Origin of the sequence: Sinimarinibacterium flocculans, assembly GCF_003201205.1 — a bacterium.
Classification (GTDB): Bacteria; Pseudomonadota; Gammaproteobacteria; order Nevskiales; family Nevskiaceae; genus Solimonas; species Solimonas flocculans.
The window spans coordinates 71,823-89,521 of record NZ_QICN01000004.1; the positions used below are offsets into that span (position 1 = coordinate 71,823).

At 68.1% G+C, this 17,699-nt stretch carries 13 protein-coding genes and 2 pseudogenes; 8 read left to right on the plus strand and 7 right to left on the minus strand.

Translation table 11 applies throughout. From position 1 onward, the window contains the following. Positions 1-122: 122 nt before the first annotated feature. From C8D93_RS09070 to C8D93_RS09085, 4 genes are all read right to left on the minus strand, one after another. Positions 123-1,397, minus strand: a complete 1,275-nt coding sequence (locus tag C8D93_RS09070) for an MFS transporter (RefSeq protein WP_110264873.1) — start codon at positions 1,395-1,397, stop codon at positions 123-125. 121 nt (positions 1,398-1,518) lie between these two features. Continuing rightward, positions 1,519-2,334 (minus strand): TauD/TfdA dioxygenase family protein, encoded by an 816-nt coding sequence (locus C8D93_RS09075; protein ID WP_110264874.1) that lies wholly within the window; start codon positions 2,332-2,334, stop codon positions 1,519-1,521. Positions 2,335-2,393: 59 nt separating this feature from the next. Continuing rightward, positions 2,394-3,779 carry an aromatic ring-hydroxylating oxygenase subunit alpha gene (locus C8D93_RS09080; RefSeq protein WP_110264875.1) on the minus strand — a complete coding sequence of 462 codons (1,386 nt, stop codon included), beginning with the start codon at positions 3,777-3,779 and terminating at the stop codon, positions 2,394-2,396. 2 nt (positions 3,780-3,781) lie between these two features. After that, positions 3,782-4,627 (minus strand): SDR family NAD(P)-dependent oxidoreductase, encoded by an 846-nt coding sequence (locus tag C8D93_RS09085; RefSeq protein ID WP_110264876.1) that lies wholly within the window; start codon positions 4,625-4,627, stop codon positions 3,782-3,784. 225 nt (positions 4,628-4,852) lie between these two features. Between C8D93_RS09085 and C8D93_RS09090 the strand changes: the two genes are divergently transcribed. The 4 genes and pseudogenes from C8D93_RS09090 to C8D93_RS21440 all read left to right on the plus strand — a co-directional run bounded on the left by C8D93_RS09090 (position 4,853) and on the right by C8D93_RS21440 (position 8,878). Next, on the plus strand, positions 4,853-5,671 hold the full coding sequence (locus tag C8D93_RS09090) for an IclR family transcriptional regulator (protein WP_110264877.1): 819 nt from the start codon (positions 4,853-4,855) through the stop codon (positions 5,669-5,671). A 176-nt stretch (positions 5,672-5,847) separates the two neighbouring features. After that, the gene (locus C8D93_RS09095) at positions 5,848-7,341 is read left to right on the plus strand and encodes a serine hydrolase domain-containing protein (protein ID WP_110264878.1); all 1,494 of its coding nucleotides are present in this window, start codon (positions 5,848-5,850) and stop codon (positions 7,339-7,341) included. 28 nt (positions 7,342-7,369) lie between these two features. Then, positions 7,370-8,470 (plus strand): annotated as a pseudogene (locus C8D93_RS09100) (AMP-binding protein); the annotation flags it as partial. Positions 8,471-8,575: 105 nt separating this feature from the next. After that, the gene (locus C8D93_RS21440; protein WP_422635959.1) at positions 8,576-8,878 is read left to right on the plus strand and encodes an AMP-binding enzyme; all 303 of its coding nucleotides are present in this window, start codon (positions 8,576-8,578) and stop codon (positions 8,876-8,878) included. Between the two features lie 461 nt (positions 8,879-9,339). Here the strand turns inward: C8D93_RS21440 and C8D93_RS09105 are convergent. From C8D93_RS09105 to C8D93_RS09115, 3 genes and pseudogenes are all read right to left on the minus strand, one after another. Next, positions 9,340-10,524, minus strand: a pseudogene (locus tag C8D93_RS09105) (cytochrome P450); the annotation flags it as partial. 6 nt (positions 10,525-10,530) lie between these two features. Continuing rightward, complete coding sequence (locus tag C8D93_RS09110) at positions 10,531-12,510, minus strand: pyrroloquinoline quinone-dependent dehydrogenase (protein ID WP_110264881.1); 1,980 nt, start codon at positions 12,508-12,510, stop codon at positions 10,531-10,533. Between the two features lie 192 nt (positions 12,511-12,702). Further along, complete coding sequence (locus C8D93_RS09115) at positions 12,703-13,578, minus strand: helix-turn-helix transcriptional regulator (RefSeq protein ID WP_211307274.1); 876 nt, start codon at positions 13,576-13,578, stop codon at positions 12,703-12,705. Positions 13,579-13,739: 161 nt separating this feature from the next. Between C8D93_RS09115 and C8D93_RS09120 the strand changes: the two genes are divergently transcribed. The 4 genes from C8D93_RS09120 to C8D93_RS09135 all read left to right on the plus strand — a co-directional run bounded on the left by C8D93_RS09120 (position 13,740) and on the right by C8D93_RS09135 (position 17,565). Then, a complete protein-coding gene (locus tag C8D93_RS09120; protein ID WP_110264882.1) occupies positions 13,740-14,261 on the plus strand; it encodes a DUF1993 domain-containing protein in 522 nt (173 codons plus the stop codon). A 211-nt stretch (positions 14,262-14,472) separates the two neighbouring features. Further along, positions 14,473-15,258: an SDR family NAD(P)-dependent oxidoreductase gene (locus tag C8D93_RS09125; RefSeq protein ID WP_110265105.1), complete on the plus strand. Its 786-nt coding sequence runs from the start codon at positions 14,473-14,475 to the stop codon at positions 15,256-15,258. A gap of 19 nt (positions 15,259-15,277) precedes the next feature. After that, positions 15,278-16,297 (plus strand): zinc-dependent alcohol dehydrogenase, encoded by a 1,020-nt coding sequence (locus C8D93_RS09130; RefSeq protein WP_110264883.1) that lies wholly within the window; start codon positions 15,278-15,280, stop codon positions 16,295-16,297. After that, the gene (locus tag C8D93_RS09135; protein WP_211307275.1) at positions 16,294-17,565 is read left to right on the plus strand and encodes an MBL fold metallo-hydrolase; all 1,272 of its coding nucleotides are present in this window, start codon (positions 16,294-16,296) and stop codon (positions 17,563-17,565) included. Before C8D93_RS09130 ends, C8D93_RS09135 begins: the two co-directional genes overlap by 4 nt. Positions 17,566-17,699: the final 134 nt, after the last annotated feature.

Here is a 17,699-nt window from a genome sequence, read left to right on the forward strand (position 1 = left end):
GGGTGGTCGGCGGGCAGGTGGTCAACGATGCTGTCCATCATCGGACTTCGATTGTAGGATCCGGGTCTGCCGCTGTAGACGACTGAACGGGCCGCGCTTGTGACTGCAGGTGCAGTCGCCGTCTACGGCAGGGCCGGGTCCGGGATTGCCGCTTCGGGCAGTGGCGTGGCGCTCTCCAGCGCCCGCGGCCGTCCGAGACTGAACACGGACACCGCGGCCGTGCTCATCATTGCCATCGTCAGGTAGAGGAACGGCTCGTAGCCGCCGTAGCGGTCGAACAGCATGCCGGCCGCCAGCGGGCCGAAGGCGGTGCCCAGCGACAGTGCCATGACCATCGCGCCATACAGCGCACCGAAGGCGCGCAGCCCGAAGAAGCGGGTCGCGAGATACGCGATCACGTCGACCTCGGCGCCGAGCGTCAGTCCGAAGATCGCGGCCGCGATCATCTGGTTGGCGCGGCTGGCGCCGTCGTTGAGCAGCAACAGGCAGGCGACCAGCGGAATCAGGAAGATGATCGCGCCGACCTTCTGCGCCGGGTAGCGATCGATCAGCACGCCGGCGCCCAGGCGCCCGATCACCGAGAAGATGCCGATGATGCCGGCGACCTGTGCGGCGGTGGCCAGCGCCGTACCCTTGTCGGTCAGCATCGGCACGAAGTTCGCGGACACGCCGATGGTGGTGAACGAGAAAAAGCCGGATGCGAGCAGCAGGCGGTAGAACACCGAGGAGCGCAGGCCTTCTGCGAACGTGATGCCGGTGAGGACCCGCGCGGGCATCGGCTGCTTCTCGCGTCGCATCTGGTCCTGTGCGCCGCGGAACACGCCGAGCAGAAGCAGCAGCACCGGCGTTGCCCACAGTGCGGCCATCAGCATGTAGGCCTTGCGCCATCCGAATTCGGTGATGCCCCAGGTGGCAAAGCTCGGGAACACCGCGGCCGCGAGTGCGCCACCGGACAGCGTGATCGCGAAGGCGAGGCCGCGCGAGGTCTCGAAGCGGCTGGCGACCGCGCTGGTCCAGACCGTGGCCTGAACGCCGAGGGTGCCGATGGCGACCACGGCCCACAGCAACAGCCAGTTCATCTGGCTGCCGGTCGCGGTGCCGAGGCACGACACCGTCAGGCCCATGAGCACGACGCCGACGAGTCCGACCCGACGCGGACCGATGCGATCGACGAGCACGCCCATCGGAATGCACAGCAGGCCGCTGATGATCGAGGCGATGGTCAGGCCGGAGTAGATCTGCGCGCGGGTCCAGCCGAACTCCTCGGTCAACGGCCCGACGAAGGGACCGAGCGAATAGACGTGCAGCACCGAGGTCGCGTAGCCGAGCGCGCCCGCCAGCGGCAGGAACCAGAAACCGCGCCATTCGGCCGCGGCACCGCGCAAAGCGCCACTCATGCGTACTCCTCCGTGTCGTCCTGCCCTTCAGTCGAAACTCGTAGGATCGGCTTTAAGCCGCGACGGCGTGCCCACACGGTCGCGGCTTGAAGCCGCTCCTACAGATGCCGGTTGCTGCGGATCAAGCAAACGCCTCTTCGCCCTGCAGCTTCGTGCGGTGCAGGCGGCGGCCGGACTTCGGGTCGTACGGTGTGGCGCGGTGCATCGTGCCGGTGTTGTCCCAGATCACCATGTCGCCGACCGTCCATTTGTGGCGGTAGGAGAACTGCGGTTGCGTGGCCCAGTGGCGCAGGCGCACGAGCAGTTCGATGCTGTCCTTGTACTCCATGCCGACGACGTGGCGCGCGGTGGCGCCGATCACCAGCGACTTGCGGCCCGAGCGGTGCTTCCACACCAGCGGCAGTTCCTGGTCGCCGATCTGCATCATGCCCTTGAGCAGGCGCGGGTCCGGTTCCGGGTCGTAGTAGAACAGCGTGTTCCAGGCGGAGTGCATCACTTTCAGACCGTCGATCGCCTGCTTGTCCTCCTCCGGCAGGTCGTCGTAGGCGGCGTAGGTGTTGCAGAAGTCGGTGTCGCCGCCGGTGGGCGAGAGCACCTTGGCCGACAGGATCGACGCCAGGATCGGCACCTTGTTCATCGTGCCGTCGATGTGCCAGTACCACGAGCCCTTGAGGTAGTCGGCCTTCGGGTTCACGGTGTTGTCGAGCGTGACCTTGTACATGATCTCGCCGTCGTGTTCCGGTGCGAAGGTGCCGAGCGTATTGGTGAACGCGATCTGTTCTTCGTCGTTGAAGTCGATCTGCGGAAACACGAGCACACCGCGCTGTTCGAGCAGCTCGCGGATCCTGCCGGCGTACTCGCCGCTCAGCAGTTCTTCCTTGCTCGCCCTGATCTCGGTGGCGATGCGGGGATTGATGTCGCGGGTGGTGAAGGCCATCGGTGACTCTCCGGGGTGATGCCGTTGTCGGTGTTGTGGGTTCGGGTGGCGCGGGGCGCTCAGCGCATGCGGCGCGGCGCGCCGCGGCCCATGTAGCGGGCCAGGTTGCGGTGCAGGTTGGTGGTGGCGCGCTCCATGTACGGATTGCACTGCGTGCCGCGGAAGCCGGAGGACTTCATGCCCTTCTGCACCGCGGCCATGTTCGAGAAGTCCTGCCCGAGAACGTAGGACCAGGCTTCGGGCGTGGCCGGGGCGTACTCCCACTCGGTCTTCGGCTCCTCGCCACTCGGGTAGAGCTGGTAGACCGCGGCTTCGAAGATGCACTTGTCCGGGTCGTTGCCGTAGGGGCGGGCGCTGTAGCAGAGCATGTTGTTGACGGCATGGCCGATCTGGAAGTTCGGGAAGATCTGCCAGGCCGTGCCGCTCTTGCCGACGTGTGCCGGATCGACGGTCGGCCACACCACACCGCGCGCCTCGTCGTCGCGACGCGCCGAGGTGATCCAGTGCGTGAGCACCTGCGTGGCCGGCGTGCCTTCCGGCAGCTCGTCCTTCAGGCGCCGCGCCGCATCGACCATCGTTTGCGTCGTGTTGGTATTGGCCTTTTCCCAGGTGTAGACCTGCATCTCGGCCGTCGACAGGCGCGGGTCGGCCTGGGTGCCGACGCGCAGCTTGCCGGCCTGGTTCTCGTCCATGCCCTTGGGCGCTTCGTAGCCGATGTTGCTGTGCAGGCCCTGGGCGCGCGCCCAGCCGCGGAACTCGCCGTACTTGTTGAATTCCGGATGCGTGGTCTGGACGTGGTAGGTCTCGTTGAAAGCCTCCATCGCGACCTTCCAGTTGCAGTCGAAGATGCCCCACTTGCGCCAGCGGTAGCGCATGTTCTGGAGCTGGAACGGTTCGAGCATCGACGCCGCGGGTTCGAGGTACTCGCGCAGCGGCACCGCGTCCGGGTTCATGGTGATGAAGACCCAGCCGCCCCAGGTATCGACGCGCACCTCGCCCAGGCGGGTCCGCTCCGGCGTCAGGGCGCCGCACCAGTCGTCCTGGTGCAGGATGTGGATGTTTTCGCCTTCGAGGTTGAAGCGCCAGCCGTGGAAGCCGCAGACGAACATCTTGCGCTTGCCGCAGGCCTGCTTCTGGCCGTCGGGAATGTCGACCAGCCGGCGCCCGCGATGCGGGCAGACGTTGTGGTAGGCCTTGAGCGTCTCCGCGCCGGTGCGCACGACGATGATCGAGTCGTCGTGGATCTCGTAGGCGAGGAAGTTGCCGACCTCGGGAATCTCCTCGACGCGGCCGACCTGCAGCCAGACCTTGCGCCACAGGAGGTCGCGCTCCTCGCGCGCGTAGTCGGGGCAGGTGTAGGCCTCGACACCGATGCTGACCGCTTCGGCCAGCTCGTCGGCGGATTCGACCGGGGTGCCGGCCGGCGCGGTCTTCGTCGTGTCCATCGTCACTTCTGGATCGCGGCCTTGAAGCCGGGGTCCTTGAGGAACAGCGAGGTGTTGTCGGCGCCGAGGTGCGTCCATTTCAGGTTCAGGCCGCCGTCGGTGAGGATGGTCTGGCCGGTGATGTAGCCGGCGAGGTCGGACAGCAGGAAGAGGATGGCGCCTGCCTGTTCCTCGGGTTTGCCGCGACGGCCCATCGCGATCGCTGCACGATCGCGCGCCTCGTCCTTGTCGATGAACATCTCGGACGCCGGCGTTGCCGTCGGGCCCGGCGCGATGCAGTTGACGCGGATGTTGTCGAGCGCGAGCTCGGCGGCCAGCGTGCGCGTCGCTGCGACCATCGCCGCCTTTGCCGTGCCGTAGGCGATGTGATAGGGCGCGGTGTTCATGCCGCTGATCGACGAGATCGAGACGATGGAACCCGGCAGCTTCTGCGCGCGCAGCTCGGCGGCGACGGCCTGGGTCATGAAGAACATCGACTCCAGGTTCTGGCTGAACAGCGCACGCCAGTCGGTGCGCGTCACGCGCGTGGCGCGCATCCAGGTCTGCGGCGCGGCGCCGCCGGCGACGTTGACCAGACCGTAGAGCGTGCCCCTGGCGCGCTTCGCCGCGGCCATCGCTGCGGCGATGCCCTCGTCGGTCTCTGCATCGGCGGCCACCGGTACGACTGCCAGGCCCTTGTCGGCGAGCGGAACGAGGTGGGTGTCGATGTTCTTCTGCGAGCGGCTGACGCCGATCACCGTGGCGCCCGCCTCGGCGAGCATGCGCGTAGTCGTCGTGCCGATGCCGCCGCCGGCGGCACCCGAGACGATGACGATGCGTCCATCCAGATTCAGCAAGCTCGGCTCCATCGAGGTTCTCGCGGCGATGCGAAAGGCGTTCGGCTGGGGGCGCGGGCGCCCCCAGCGATGTCGCGAAGACCTTAGCTCGCGCTCTTCTCAGTAGTCAACAACGCTGTACATTAACTGCCTAAAATCCCTGTGTGGACCGCGAGTTCGCCGATCAGGCTGGCACAAGGAAGTCGGGCATGGCCGTATCATCCGCGAACCTCTGCACGACGGCGGATAGCGAATTCCATGGCAGGCAAGTCCCGGGTCCCGGCAGTCAAGAATGCACACGCGCAGGCACTGGCCGAGGCGCTCGAGCAGAGCATGGTGCCGGCGGTCTCGCGCGCAGCGGCGATCCTGCGCCTGCTCGGCCGCTCGACCGAACCGGTCGGCGTGCAGGCCATCGCGCGGTCACTGCAGATCGTGCCCAGCACCTGCCTGCATATCCTGCGGACGCTGGTCGCCGAGGAATTCGTGCGCGTCGATCCGGTCACCAAGCTCTACTCGCTCGATGCCGGCGTGCTGCTGCTGGCGCGCCAGTGGCTGAGCCGGGATCGCTTTGCCGGCATCGCCCAGCCGGCGCTCGATCGCATCGCCCGCCAGTACGGGGTGACGGCCATCGGCGTGCAGATCGTCGGACTCGAACACATGATCGTCGTGGCGATGGCGCGCTCGGAAACGATGATCCAGTTGCACACGCAGATCGGCAGCCGGTTTCCCGCGACGATCAGCGCGTCCGGCCGCTGCCTCGCGGCGTTCGGCGACCACGACCGCGAAGACCTGCACCGGCGCTTCAAGCGACTGCGCTGGGACCATGCGCCCACGCTGGCCGAATGGGAGACACAGGTCGAGCAGACGCGGCGCAACGGCTACGCCGTCGACCAGGGCAATTACATGGCCGGCATCACCGTCGTCGCCGCACCGGTGTTCGGCGTGGGCCGCCGTCTGTCACATTGCCTGGTCGTCGTCGGCATCAGCGGGCAGTTGCAGAACGCGACGCTGACGCGCATCGGCAGCGATCTGCGCGAAAGCGCGGCGCAGTTGTCGACGCAGCTTGGGGCAGGGTGACGCCTGCAGCCAGGCCGGGTCGCCCGCACCGGGTATCACCCAGGCTTTCGAGCGGCAGCCGGTCGTCGAGCCCCCTCATCCGGACAGGCAATTTTTCCTAGTCCGAGCCGCGGCGTCCTCCCGGACGAATCTGGCATGCTCGTCAGCATCGCTGGGAAACAACAATCGGGGGAGCTATGACCACGTTCTTTGGGCGCCGTCTCGCGGGCGCAGCATTGACAGCGCTTGCGCTGGCGGCATGTGGCGGCAGCGGAACGAATCCGGCGGAGGGACCGGAGCCGGGCGAGGTATCCGATCCGCCGAACGAGGGCGTGATCCTTGCCGAGGAACTGGTGCATATCGTCGAGCGCAGCGGGCTGTACTCGCTGCCGTCCGATCCCACGCAGGTGCTGACCGCGCTGTCGACGCTGCCCGACGGGCTGGGCGACGTGATCGCGATGCATCTCGGACGGCTGCACCCGACGCCCGACGAGTTCACGCCGGGCATGGGGCCCTTGCTGGCGTTGCTGCAGGCGCGGGCCAATCTGCTGCTCGGACTCGGGCAGCCGGTACGGGTGCTGGAGGACACGGCCGGGGGCGAGCTGTCGATCCTGCTGCTGCCGATGGATGCGACGACCGTCATCGTGATTCTGCCGACGCAGGTCGTGAAGGCCAATCCGGCGGCCGCGGCGCTGCCGGCGACGCCGATCGACCTGAGTCAGCTCACCTACGAGGTGAACGGCAACACGCGCACGCTGGAGCAGTACATGCAGAGCGGCTCGACGAACGCGATCGCGTTCATGCACAACGGCCGCTTCATCTACGACGACTACCAGAACGGCTTCAACACCAACACCCGGGCGCACATGTGGTCGGTGACCAAGTCGGTCACCACGGCATTGGTCGGCATCGCCGTATCGGAAGGTCTGGTCGACTCGATTCACGATCCGGTCACGAAGTACATCCCCGAGGCGACCGGCACCGTCTGGGAGGGCGTCAGCGTCGAGGACCTGCTGCAGATGGAATCCGGCACCTACTGGGTCGACGTGCCGGTGCACCAGCCGGAAGAACTCGTGCTGATGGGCGCGGACTACCACTCGAACGGCCTGTTCGGCATGACCCGTGACGAGTATCTGCTGCGGCTGACGCGGGTCTCGCCGACCGGCGACCACTACCGCTATAACAGCGGTGACGCGCAGATGCTGGCGTGGCTGCTCGAGAACGTCTATGCGCGGCCGTACGCGGAGATTCTCTCGGAGAAGATCTGGCAGCCGGCGGGCATGCAGGACGATGCGCTGGTGATGGTCGACCGCCTGGGCAACACCTTCGCGTCGATGGGGCTGATGGCCACGCCCCGGGACATGCTCCGCTTCGGCGAGATCTACCGCAACGGCGGGCGCAGCATCGATGGCCGGCAGATCGTTCCGCAGGCCTGGGTCGCGGCTTCGCACAACTACGACAAGGCCAACGGCGGCGGCCCGCGCGGTTACATGTGGCCGCACTGGGGTGGCGAGGAGTCCGGCAACTACACGGCGGCCGGCTACGGGCACCAGCGTGTCAGCGTCGCGCCGTCGCTGAACATGGTCGGCGTACGCTTCGGCAATGATCCGGTGGACTCGATTGCGCCGAAGGAATGGGAGGCGGTTCTGACCGCCGTGGGCAACTACCTGGAGCAGGGCGTCGCCCAGTGAGGCATGGCGGCGGACCCGATGCGTGAGGGGTTCCATGTCCGCCGCTGAGCCGGGCGCCGGGCGCGAGGCCGGGCCGTGCGCCGCGGACGGTCGGCTGGCCGAACTCGCCGCGCAGGCATTGGCGCGACCGCGTACAGCGCCGGCGGTGGAGTACGGGAACCGCTGGATCGAATGGGGCGCGATGCGCGAGGTCGCGCACGGGCTGAACGCTGCGCTCGACGCCCACGGCATCGGCGTCGGCGCGCCGGTCGCCTTCGTGCCGCGCAACCGCCCGGCGGCGCTCGCGGCGCTGCTGGGCATGATCGCGTCGCGGCGCACGATCCGGATGATCTACGCCTTCCAGTCCGCGGCGGCGATCGCGCGCGACCTGCAGCAGATGCAGCCGGCTGCGGTGGTGCTGCACGCCGAAGACCTGCACGACGCGCTGCGCACGGTGCTGCGCGAGCAGAACATCGGCGTGGTCGTGCTCGACGGCCTGCAGGCACGCTGGGAGGGGCCGGAGGCGGTGCGCACGCAAGGCGCGCCGCAGACGCCGCGCATCGAGATCCTGACCAGCGGCACCACCGGCAAGCCCAAGCCGTTCACCGTGAGCTACGAGCTGATTCTCGAGCATCACATCGGCGCGATGGCCGATCTGTCCGCGGAGATTCCGACGCTGCTGTACTTCCCGCTTGGCAACATCACCGGCATCTACTCGACCATCCCGCCGCTGCTGAAGAACCAGCGCGTCGTGCTGCTCGACAAGTTCAGCGTGGCCGGCTGGCACGACTACGTGCGCCGCTACCGTCCGACGGCCACGGGCCTGCCGCCGGCCGGCGTGCAGATGGTGCTGGACGCCAACATCCCGCGCGAGGACCTGGCCAGCATCCGCCGTCTCGGCACCGGCGCCGCGCCGCTGGACCCGGAGGTGCAGCGCGCCTTCGAGTCGCGCTACGGCATCCCCATCCTGCTGAGCTACGGCGCCACCGAATTCGGCGGGCCGGTCACGGCGATGACGCTCGACCTGCATGCCGAGTGGGGCGCGAAGAAATTCGGCAGCGTGGGCCGCGCGCTGCCCGGCGCGAAACTGCGGGTGGTCGATGCCGACAGCGGCGAGGTCTTGACGCCCGATCGCGAAGGCATTCTCGAAGTGGTGTCGCCGCGCATCGGGCCGGAGTGGATCCGCACCTCGGACATCGCGCTGATCGACGGGGACGGCTTCCTGTTCCATCGCGGTCGCGCGGACGGCGCGATCATGCGCGGCGGCTTCAAGGTGCTGCCGGAAACCATCGAGCGTGCGCTGCTGCAGCATCCGGCGGTGTCGGCGGCCGCAGCGACGGGCATCCCGGACGCGCGCCTGGGTCAGGTGCCCGGCGTGGCGGTTGAACTCAAGCCCGGTGCGGCCGCGCCGGACGCGGCGGCGCTGGAGGCGCACCTGCGCGAGCGCGTGCCGGCGACGCATGTGCCGACGGTGTGGCGCATCGTCGATGCGCTGCCGCGCACGCCCTCGTTCAAGGTGGATCGGCCGGCGCTGCAGCGGCTGCTGTCTGACCGGTAGGAGCGCACCTGGGCGCGACCGTCGTGCGCGTCTGGTGTTGCGGTCGCGCCCGGGTGCGCTCCTACAACTGCATCGGTTTACACCCGCTTGCCGGTGAACGGAAACGAGCCCATGAACCCGGCCTTGAGCTTGCCGCTGATCTCGTTGCCGTTGACGGTGCCGTTGAAGGTCAGCTTCATCTTGATCGGCTTGCTGATCTTGTTGATCCAGGTGATCGCGCCGGTCTTGGCGTCGTAGCTCGCGCTCTCGATCTCGGTGGTCGTGCCTTCGCCGCTCTGCGCGCCACTGAGGCCACCGGCGCCGTCCTTGAGTTCCAGCGTGCTGTCCATCGGGCCGGTCGGGCCCTTGACCGTGATCGTCCACGTGCCGGCGACCGAAGCCGGCGCGCCCGTGACCGGCGCTTCGGCGGCGGCCTTCTCGGCCTGCGCACGCGCCTTGATCTGGGCGGCGCCGCGCGCGTTGACATAGGCGGGCAGGCGATCCCAGCCGCGCACGGTCGATGTGGACAGCAGCTCGGCGTTGGCGAGGTCGATATCCCACTCGGGCACGCGCTTGAGCAGCTCCTCGAAGACGACGCGGCCCTCGAGCCGGGCCAGCACGTTGCCGATGCAGGTGTGGATGCCCGCGCCAAAGGCCAGGTGCGAGCGCGTGCGGTCGCGATGGATGTCGAAGCGGTCCGGGTCGGCGAAGACGCGGTCGTCGTGGTTCGCGGCACCGACCAGCATCAGGATGGTGCTGCCGGCAGGCAGCTTCTGCCCCTGGAACTCGACATCGCTGGCGATGTAGCGACCGACGTGCGGCGCCGGCGGCTCCAGCCGCAGCACTTCCTCGATCGCATCGGGAATCAGCGCCGGATTGCTCACCAGCTCGCGGCGCTGGTCCGGATACTCGGCGAGCGTCTTGCAGGTCCAGCCGATCAGGCGGTTCGTGGTCTCGTTGCCGGCGCCGGCGAGCACGTTGCAGAAGGTGATCAGCTCGTCGCGCGTGAGCTTGCGCTGGGTGCCGATGTCGTCGGTGAACTCGACGCCGAGCAGCTCGGTGATGACGTCATCGGAGGGATTGTTCGTGCGCCACTTGATGTACTCGTCGAAGTTCTCCTCCATCTTGAGGCCTTCGGCGTAGTCGATCGGCTTGCCTTCCTCGGTGCGCATCTTGGCGTCGGTCAGCTCGCGCACGAGCTGCTGGTCTTCCTCGGGAATGCCGAGCAGCATGCCGATGACGCGCATCGGCAACTGGCGACCGATGTCGTCGATCACGTCGAACTCGTCGCGGCCGACGAGCTTGTCGAGCACCTTGATCGTCTCGCTGCGCACCAGCGGCTCCAGGCCGTTCATGCGCCGCGGCGTGAAGATGCGCTGCACGATCTGCCGGTACATCGTGTGCCGCGGCGGATCGTCGAAGATGAAGGTGCCGGCCGGCATCTCGATCTTCTGCTTGATCATCTCCAGGATGCCGCCGCGGCCGGAGATCAGCGCCTTGTGGTTGATGAAGCCGGCACGCACATCTTCGTAGCGGCTGATCGCGTAGAAGTCGTATTCCTTGTTGTAGTACAGCGGCGCTTCCTCGCGCAGCCGGCGATACAGCGGATACGGATCCTTGACGATGGAGCGCAGGTAGGGGTCGTAGTAGACGGGATCGTTGGACATGGCGGATTACTTCTTGAGCTTGTAGGCCATCACGCTGTCGCCCATCGTCGACTGGTACATCGTGTGGCCGCCGGCGGCGATGACGACGTATTGCTCGCCGTTCACCTCGTAGCTGACCGGTACCGCGGTGCCGGCGGCGGGCAGTTCGGTTTCCCACAGCGTCTTGCCGGTGTGCAGGTCGAAGGCGCGGAAGGTGTTGTCGAGCGTGTAGCCGATGAAGGCGACGCCGCCCGCGGTGACCAGCGGTCCGCCGGCGCCCGGCGTGCCCAGCCTGGTGTCGAAGTTGAGGAAGGCGGGTGGCTGGAACGGCATCATCTTGCCGATGTCGCCCAGCGGCACCTCCCAGACGATTTTCTTGTCGACGATGTCGATGGCGGTGAGCGCGGCCCACGGCGGCGCCGAGCACGGCGAGCCCAGCGGCGACAGCAGCGGCTTGATGTTGAAGACGTAGGGCGAGTCGTCCATCTTGAACGCCATGCCGGCCGCCGATTCGAGGCTGACCTCGCCGACGCTCGCGGTGCCCTTGGCCGACGGCACCAGCGACACGACGATCGGCACGCGGTTGGTCGGCACGACCATGATGTGGCTGGCGGGATCGTAGCCGCCGCCGCCCCAGTTCGGTCCGCCACCGACCGAGGGCACGACGATCGTGCCCTGCTCGGTGATCGGCGTGTAGATCGGCCCGTGGACGTACTTCTTCGTCTCGCGCTTGCACAGCCAGCGGTCGATGAAGCTGAAGCCCCAGGCATCGTCGGGCGAGAACGACTGCGGCATCAGCGCCGGCATGCCGGCGGGGAAGGGCTGCGTCGGCGACAGCGTTTCCCCCGCGACCTTGCCGTCCTGCGGCACCGGCCGTTCCTCGATCGGCACCAGCGGCTCGCCGGTGGCACGGTCGAAGATGAAGACCAGGCCCATCTTGGTGTTCTGCAGCAACGCCGGCACCATCTGCCCATCCTTGCCCGGATAGTCGATCAGCATCGGCCGCGCCGGCACGTCGTAGTCCCACACGTTGTGGTGCGTGAGCTGCTGGTGCCAGACCACCTCGCCGGTGCTGCCGCGCAGCGCGACCACCGAGCTGGTGTAGTGGTTGTCGCCCGGACGGATCGCGCCGTAGAAGTCGCTCGACGGGCTGGTGGTCGGCAGGTAGACCAGGTCGAGCGCATCGTCGGCCGCCATCGAGCTCCACACATTGCCCTGTCCGATGCCTTGCGTACCCTTCTTCCAGCTCGCCATCGCCGGCTCGTCGGCGCTGCGCGGCACCGGGTCGAATTCCCAGCGCGGCGCGCCGCTGCGGGCGTCGAAGGCCAGTACGCGACCGCTCGGCGAGTCCACGCGCTGGTTGTCGGCGACGGCTGAGCCGACGACAACCACGCCGTTGACGACAGCCGGATTCGACGTGGCCGCGACTTCGCCTGGCCACAGCACCGGCTTGCTCGTCGGCATGGTGACGGTCCCGGCCTCGCCGAAGTCCTCGCAGGGCGTGCCGGTCTTCGCGTCGATCGCGATCAGGCGGTAGTCCACCGTGCCCAGGAAGATGCGCGACTTGCACTGCGCGCCATCCTCGGCCTGCGCATCGACCCAGTGCCCGATGCCGCGGCACTTGCGGAACTTCACGTCCGGTTCCTGCGGGTCGAAGGTCCATTGCGTCTTGCCGGTGGCCGGGTCCAGCGCAGTGAGCTTGCGCTTGACCGAACACACCACGAGATTGCCGTCGATCAGGCTGGGCTGATCCTGGAACGACATCAGCCCGTCGAAGCCTTCGCCCGGGCGGTCGCCCGTGTGGAACTCCCAGGCCAGCTCGAGTTCCGACACGTTGTTCTTGTTGATCTGTGCGAGCGATGAATACTGCGTGACCGGGTCGTAGGCAGCCGCCTTACCCTGCGCGTGCGCCAGCGGCAGCAGGACGGCGAGACCGGCGATGCCCAGCGCGGTCGACCATCCCCCGGGCGCGCGAGCGCCGCTTGTCCGTCCGGTCGGCCTGGTCATGCTATATCCCCTCGAATGCTGGCGGTGTGGATGCACCTGCAGCGGGTTGCGCGCGCTCCGGGCGCCGCGATGACGGCAGGTGCTGCGTCGGGAATATATGTCACCGGACTGCCACCAAAATGACCGTCGTCCGGCGCTGGCCGTCGTGGACAAGCGGCCGTTCCCTCACGGTCTATTGCGGCGGTGGCGCCCTCAGTGCCCGCGCAGAACGCGCAGCCGGTAGTCGCGCGGCGTGTGGCCGGTGACCCTGCGGAATGCGAAGCAGAAACTCGATGGCGACGAGAATCCCAGCGTGTAGGCGATGGCCTTGACGCTCTGGTCGCCGCGCAGCAGCGCACGGGCGTGATCGATGCGGCTTTCGGCGATGTGGTCGCCGATCGACCGCCCGCGGCTGGCGCGGTAGCCGCGCGTGAGCTGCCGCACCGACAGGCTGCACAGCTCCGCGAGTTCGGTCAGGCTCGGCGCCGCCGTCGTCTCCCTGAGCCGCTCGTCGATCAGGCGCAGGCGCCAGGCGGCCAGACCGCCGGCGGGCGCCCGGCTCCGGATCTCGGTGCAGTAGCGCGCCAACTCGATCGCGATCTGCGCGACGACCAGTTCGACCAGCGCGGCACTCGCGAAGCCGGGCTGCCGCAGTTCGTCGACCAGCCGCAGCAGCAGCGCACGCAGATGGCTGTCCGGAATGTCGAGGGTGGCTTCCAGCCGGCGGTCGGCCCAGTGCAGATCGCCGTCGAACCAGCGGCACAGGGCCTCCGGGACCAGATGACACAGCACCGACGCCTGCGAGGGACCGCCATCGCTGCGCGCCTGCACGACCTCGCCGGGCGGCAGCAGCATCAGCTTGCCGATGCGTTCGAAACGGTGCGGGCTCCAGTGATCGCGGTAACAGGCGCGGGCGTTGTGCGGGCGCGGCGTCAGGCACAGGTCCAGCCAGTAGGTGTCCCGCAGGTCGCGGATCGTGTCTGCCGGCTCGTGCACATGGAAGCGCGCGAGCTGCACGGTTGCGGTCGGGACGCGGATCTCCGCGTCCAGCGTCATCAGCGGTGACGTGGGTCCGCCGGTCGTTCCCATCTCGAATCTCCTCGCTGCGCACCGCCGCGACCGGAGGCGCGGCGTGCCGGCCGCCGGAAGACGGCCGGATGTCGACATTATTGCGCGTTGTGCCGGCGCTGACGGACGCCGAGACTGGCCTGTGCGTGCAATGTCGCCGCGATGACGCCTGGAGCAGACGGATGGGCATCTCCCTCTATGACGCGACGGTTCCCGGGTTCGTGCAGACGGTCGAGGCGACGATCGGCGTGCTCGACAAGGGCATGACGCATGGGCCGCAACTCGGCATCGATCCGCGGCAGATCGTCGAGGCGCGACTGCATCCGGACATGCTGCCGTTCCGCTTCCAGGTGATATCGGTGATCAAGCATTCCATCGGCGCGGTCGAGTGCGCGCAGGCCGGACGCTTCGGTCCTCCTCCGCGGACGCCCGACGTGGACTACGCCGGCCTGCAGGCCATGCTCGAGGACGCGGCGCTACGCCTGAAAGCGGTCCGCCGCGATGAGCTGGATGCGCTGCAGGGGCGGGAGCTGGCCTTCGAACCGGGAAGCATGAAGCTGCTGTTCACCGTCGAGGACTTCCTGCTGTCGTTCTCGATTCCGAACCTGCATTTTCACGCGACCACGGCCTACGACATCCTGCGGATGAAAGGTGTGCCGCTGGGCAAACGCGACTATCTCGGACGCATCCGCGTGAAGGCCTGAGGCCTCGCTTCCGCGCAGGCCGGATTCCGGCGCAGGAGGCGCGCGCGTCCCGAGGATGGATGTCCGTCGTTGCGGACATCACGCTCGATCGACGGCCGCCGCGAAGCATCGGTGGCCCGATTTCGTCAGCCTGTCCCGGCGGCGATACCGATTGCGATTGAGCGTGGCGTGCCCCCGGCATACAACAGTGTCCACGATGCAGGAGGAGCACATGGCCAAGGGTTTGTTCGATCTGTCCGGCAAGGTCACCGTCGTCACCGGCGGCAACAGCGGGCTGGGGCTGGCGTTCGCGCGCGGGATCGCGAAACAGGGCGGCGACGTCTCGATCTGGGCACGCAACGCGGAGAAGAACGCCGCGGCCCAGGCGGAGCTCGAAGCCTTCGGCGTGCGCGTGAGCACGCAGCAGGTGGATGTGTCCGACGAGGCGCAGATCGTTGCCGGCTTCGAGGCGGTGCTCAAGGCGCACGGTCGTATCGACTGCGTCATCGCCAACGCCGGCCTGCCGCCGCCGCAGACGCGCTCGATGCTGGACCTGCCCAGCGCGGAGTTCCAGAAATTTCTCGACGTGAGCCTCAATGGCGCGTACTACACGCTGCGCGAAGGCGCACGCTGCATGGTCAGGCGCGCCGAGGCCGGCGAGCCCGGCGGCTCGCTGGTGTTCTGCGGCAGCCTGTCGATGTTCAAGGGCCTGGCCGGCAAACCTTCGTACGCGGGTTCGAAGGGCGCGATGGGCGCGATCGTACGCTCGATGGCGGTGGAGCTGGGCAAGTACGGCATCCGCGCCAACTCCATCGCACCGGGCTACGTGAAGACCGGCATGACCGGCGAGGGCGAACTCTCGCCGCTCGACAAGTTCATGCTGATCAAGAACGCGATTCCGCGGCCGGGCTACGGCAGCGACTACGAAGGCATTGCCGCGTATCTGGCGAGCGATGCCTCGGCCTTCCACACCGGCGACACGATCACGATCGATGGCGGCTGCATGGTGATGCTCTGACAGGCCCCAGGAGACGACGATGGGACAGGTGCTCAACATCCACGGCGTCAACGACGTGCGGCTCGATCCGGTCGAGCCGCCACGGCCCGGCGACAAGGACGTGGTTATCAAGGTCAAGGCCTGCGGCATCTGCGGCAGTGACCTGTCGTACATCAAGATCGGCGGCATCCACCGCAAACCCGGCGGCGTGACGCCGATCGGCCACGAGGCGGCGGGCGAGATCGTCGCCGTCGGTGCGGCGGTGCAGGGTGTGAAGCCCGGGCAGCGCGTCGTCGTCAACCCGATGATGACGCCGAGCTACATCGGCAGCGGCGGCCCCGAGGGCGCGTTCACCGAGGAGCTGCTCGTGCGCGATGCGCGCGTGGGCGACAGCCTGCTACCGATCCCCGACGATCTGCCCTGGGAAATCGCCGCGCTGACCGAGCCGCTGGCGGTGGCGCTGCACGGCGTCAACCGTGCGCAGGTCAAGGCGGGCGATAAGGTGGTGGTCTTCGGTTGCGGCCCCATCGGCCTGGGCATGGTGCTGTGGCTGGTCGATCGCGGCATCACCGACGTGGTGGCGCTCGATCTGGCGGCGGAGCGCCGCGAGCGGGCCATGGCCCTGGGCGCGCGCGCCGCCTTCGATCCGACGCAGGAAGACCTCAAGGCGAAGCTCACCGAGCTGCACGGTGCGGCGCGTGTCTTCAGCCGCGAGGCCGTGGGCACCGATGCGTTCATCGACGCCGCGGGCGCGCCCAACATCCTGTCGGACGTGGTGCGCATCGCCAAGTACCAGTCGCGCATGGTCGTGACCGCCGCCTACATGAAGCCGGTGGAACTCGATCTGGGCGCGATGCTGACCACCGAGATGACGATCACGACGGCGGTGGGCTATCCCACCGAGATGCCCGAGGTCGTCGCTGCCTTGCCGAGACTGAGCAAGACCGCCGCGCCACTGATCAGCCACCGTTTCCCGTTCCGGCAGATCATCGAGGCGCTGGGCGTGGCCGCGACGCCGGCGTCCGCCAAGGTGATGATCGACTTCGAGACGAACGCGTGAGCGCGAGCGACAAGCAGCCCTCGCTGGCATCGCTGGTGCAGGCCGGCGAGGCGCAGACCGAGGCGGTGGCGGTGACCGACTTCATCTTCATGGTGAAGGACATCTCCAACCTCTATCTGGTGAAGACCGCGGACGGCGACCTGCTGGTCAACGCCGGCTTCATGGATTCGGCGGAACGCAACCGTGCGCTGCTGGCGCCGCATCGCAGTGGTCCGCTGCGCCGCATCGTCATCACGCAGGGGCATCCGGATCATTTCGGCGGCGCGCCGGCACTGCGCGACGCCGGCACCGAACTGATCGCGCAGCGGCACTTCACCGACACCTGCGCGGACTTTCGCCTGCTGGCGCCGTACTTCCGTCGCCGCTCGTTCAAGTTGTGGGGCTCGACGATCAAGCGCAAGGGCCCGCCCAACGCACCGCCCGGCATGCCGCCGGTGATCGAACCCGACGTGGTGGTCGACCGCGAATACGGCTTCGAGCAGGGCGGCCGCCGCTTCGAGCTGCTGTCCACGCCCGGTGGCGAGGCGCTGGACTCGCTGGTGGTGTGGATGCCGGACGAGCGGGTGGTGTTCACCGGCAACCTGTTCGGCCCGGTGTTCCTCGCCGTGCCCAATCTGGTCACCGTGCGCGGCGACCGGCCGCGTTCGGTGCGCCGCTACCTGCGCGCGCTGGATCGCGTGCGCCAGCTCGGTGCCGAGCTGCTGATCACCGGCCACGGCGAGCCGGTGCGCGGGGCCGGGCACATCCGTGCGAGCCTCGATCGCATGCATGCCGCGGTCAGCTTCATCCACGATGCCGTGGTCGACGGTATGAACGCCGGCAAGGACGTTCACACCCTGATGCGCGAGATCCGCCTGCCGGAGACGCTGAAGCTGGGCCAGCCGCACGGCAAGGTGGCCTGGGCCGTGCGCAGCATCTGGGAGGAATACTCCGGCTGGTTCCATTTCGACTCGACGACCGAGCTGTACGGCGTGCCGCGTGCGAGCGTCGATGCCGACCTGGTCGAACTGGCCGGGGGTGCCGATGCGCTCGCCGGCCGCGCGCAGGGCCATGCGGACGCCGGGCGGCCGCTCGAAGCCCTGCACCTGCTCGACATCGCGCTGCGCGTCGAACCGCGCTGTGCCGCCGCGCTCAGCGTGAAGAAGGCCGCGCTGCAGCAGCTGCAGCGCGAATCGGCGGGCGAGAACCTCAGCGAAACGATGTGGCTGCGCGCCGAGATCGCCGCCGTCGATGCGGTGCTTGCGGGCGACGGAGCGGTCGCCCCGTGACCGTCGCCACTTCATCCCCTCTCCCGCGCGCGGGAGAGGGTGCCCGTAGGGCGGGAGAGGGCGGCGCCCAGCGCCGTGCCGCCCGCAGACAGCCAACGCCGCTGCGCGGCCCTCTCCCCCAACCCCTCTCCCGC

Bases quoted from the DNA above. Each gene is read 5' to 3' on its own strand.
- C8D93_RS09070 (WP_110264873.1), bottom strand. From the start codon at position 1,397: ATGAGTGGCGCTTTGCGCGGTGCCGCGGCCGAATGGCGCGGTTTCTGG.
- C8D93_RS09075 (WP_110264874.1), bottom strand. From the start codon at position 2,334: ATGGCCTTCACCACCCGCGACATCAATCCCCGCATCGCCACCGAGATC.
- C8D93_RS09080 (WP_110264875.1), bottom strand. From the start codon at position 3,779: ATGGACACGACGAAGACCGCGCCGGCCGGCACCCCGGTCGAATCCGCC.
- C8D93_RS09085 (WP_110264876.1), bottom strand. From the start codon at position 4,627: ATGGAGCCGAGCTTGCTGAATCTGGATGGACGCATCGTCATCGTCTCG.
- C8D93_RS09090 (WP_110264877.1), top strand. From the start codon at position 4,853: ATGGCAGGCAAGTCCCGGGTCCCGGCAGTCAAGAATGCACACGCGCAG.
- C8D93_RS09095 (WP_110264878.1), top strand. From the start codon at position 5,848: ATGACCACGTTCTTTGGGCGCCGTCTCGCGGGCGCAGCATTGACAGCG.
- C8D93_RS21440 (WP_422635959.1), top strand. From the start codon at position 8,576: ATGCGCGGCGGCTTCAAGGTGCTGCCGGAAACCATCGAGCGTGCGCTG.
- C8D93_RS09110 (WP_110264881.1), bottom strand. From the start codon at position 12,510: ATGACCAGGCCGACCGGACGGACAAGCGGCGCTCGCGCGCCCGGGGGA.
- C8D93_RS09115 (WP_211307274.1), bottom strand. From the start codon at position 13,578: ATGGGAACGACCGGCGGACCCACGTCACCGCTGATGACGCTGGACGCG.
- C8D93_RS09120 (WP_110264882.1), top strand. From the start codon at position 13,740: ATGGGCATCTCCCTCTATGACGCGACGGTTCCCGGGTTCGTGCAGACG.
- C8D93_RS09125 (WP_110265105.1), top strand. From the start codon at position 14,473: ATGGCCAAGGGTTTGTTCGATCTGTCCGGCAAGGTCACCGTCGTCACC.
- C8D93_RS09130 (WP_110264883.1), top strand. From the start codon at position 15,278: ATGGGACAGGTGCTCAACATCCACGGCGTCAACGACGTGCGGCTCGAT.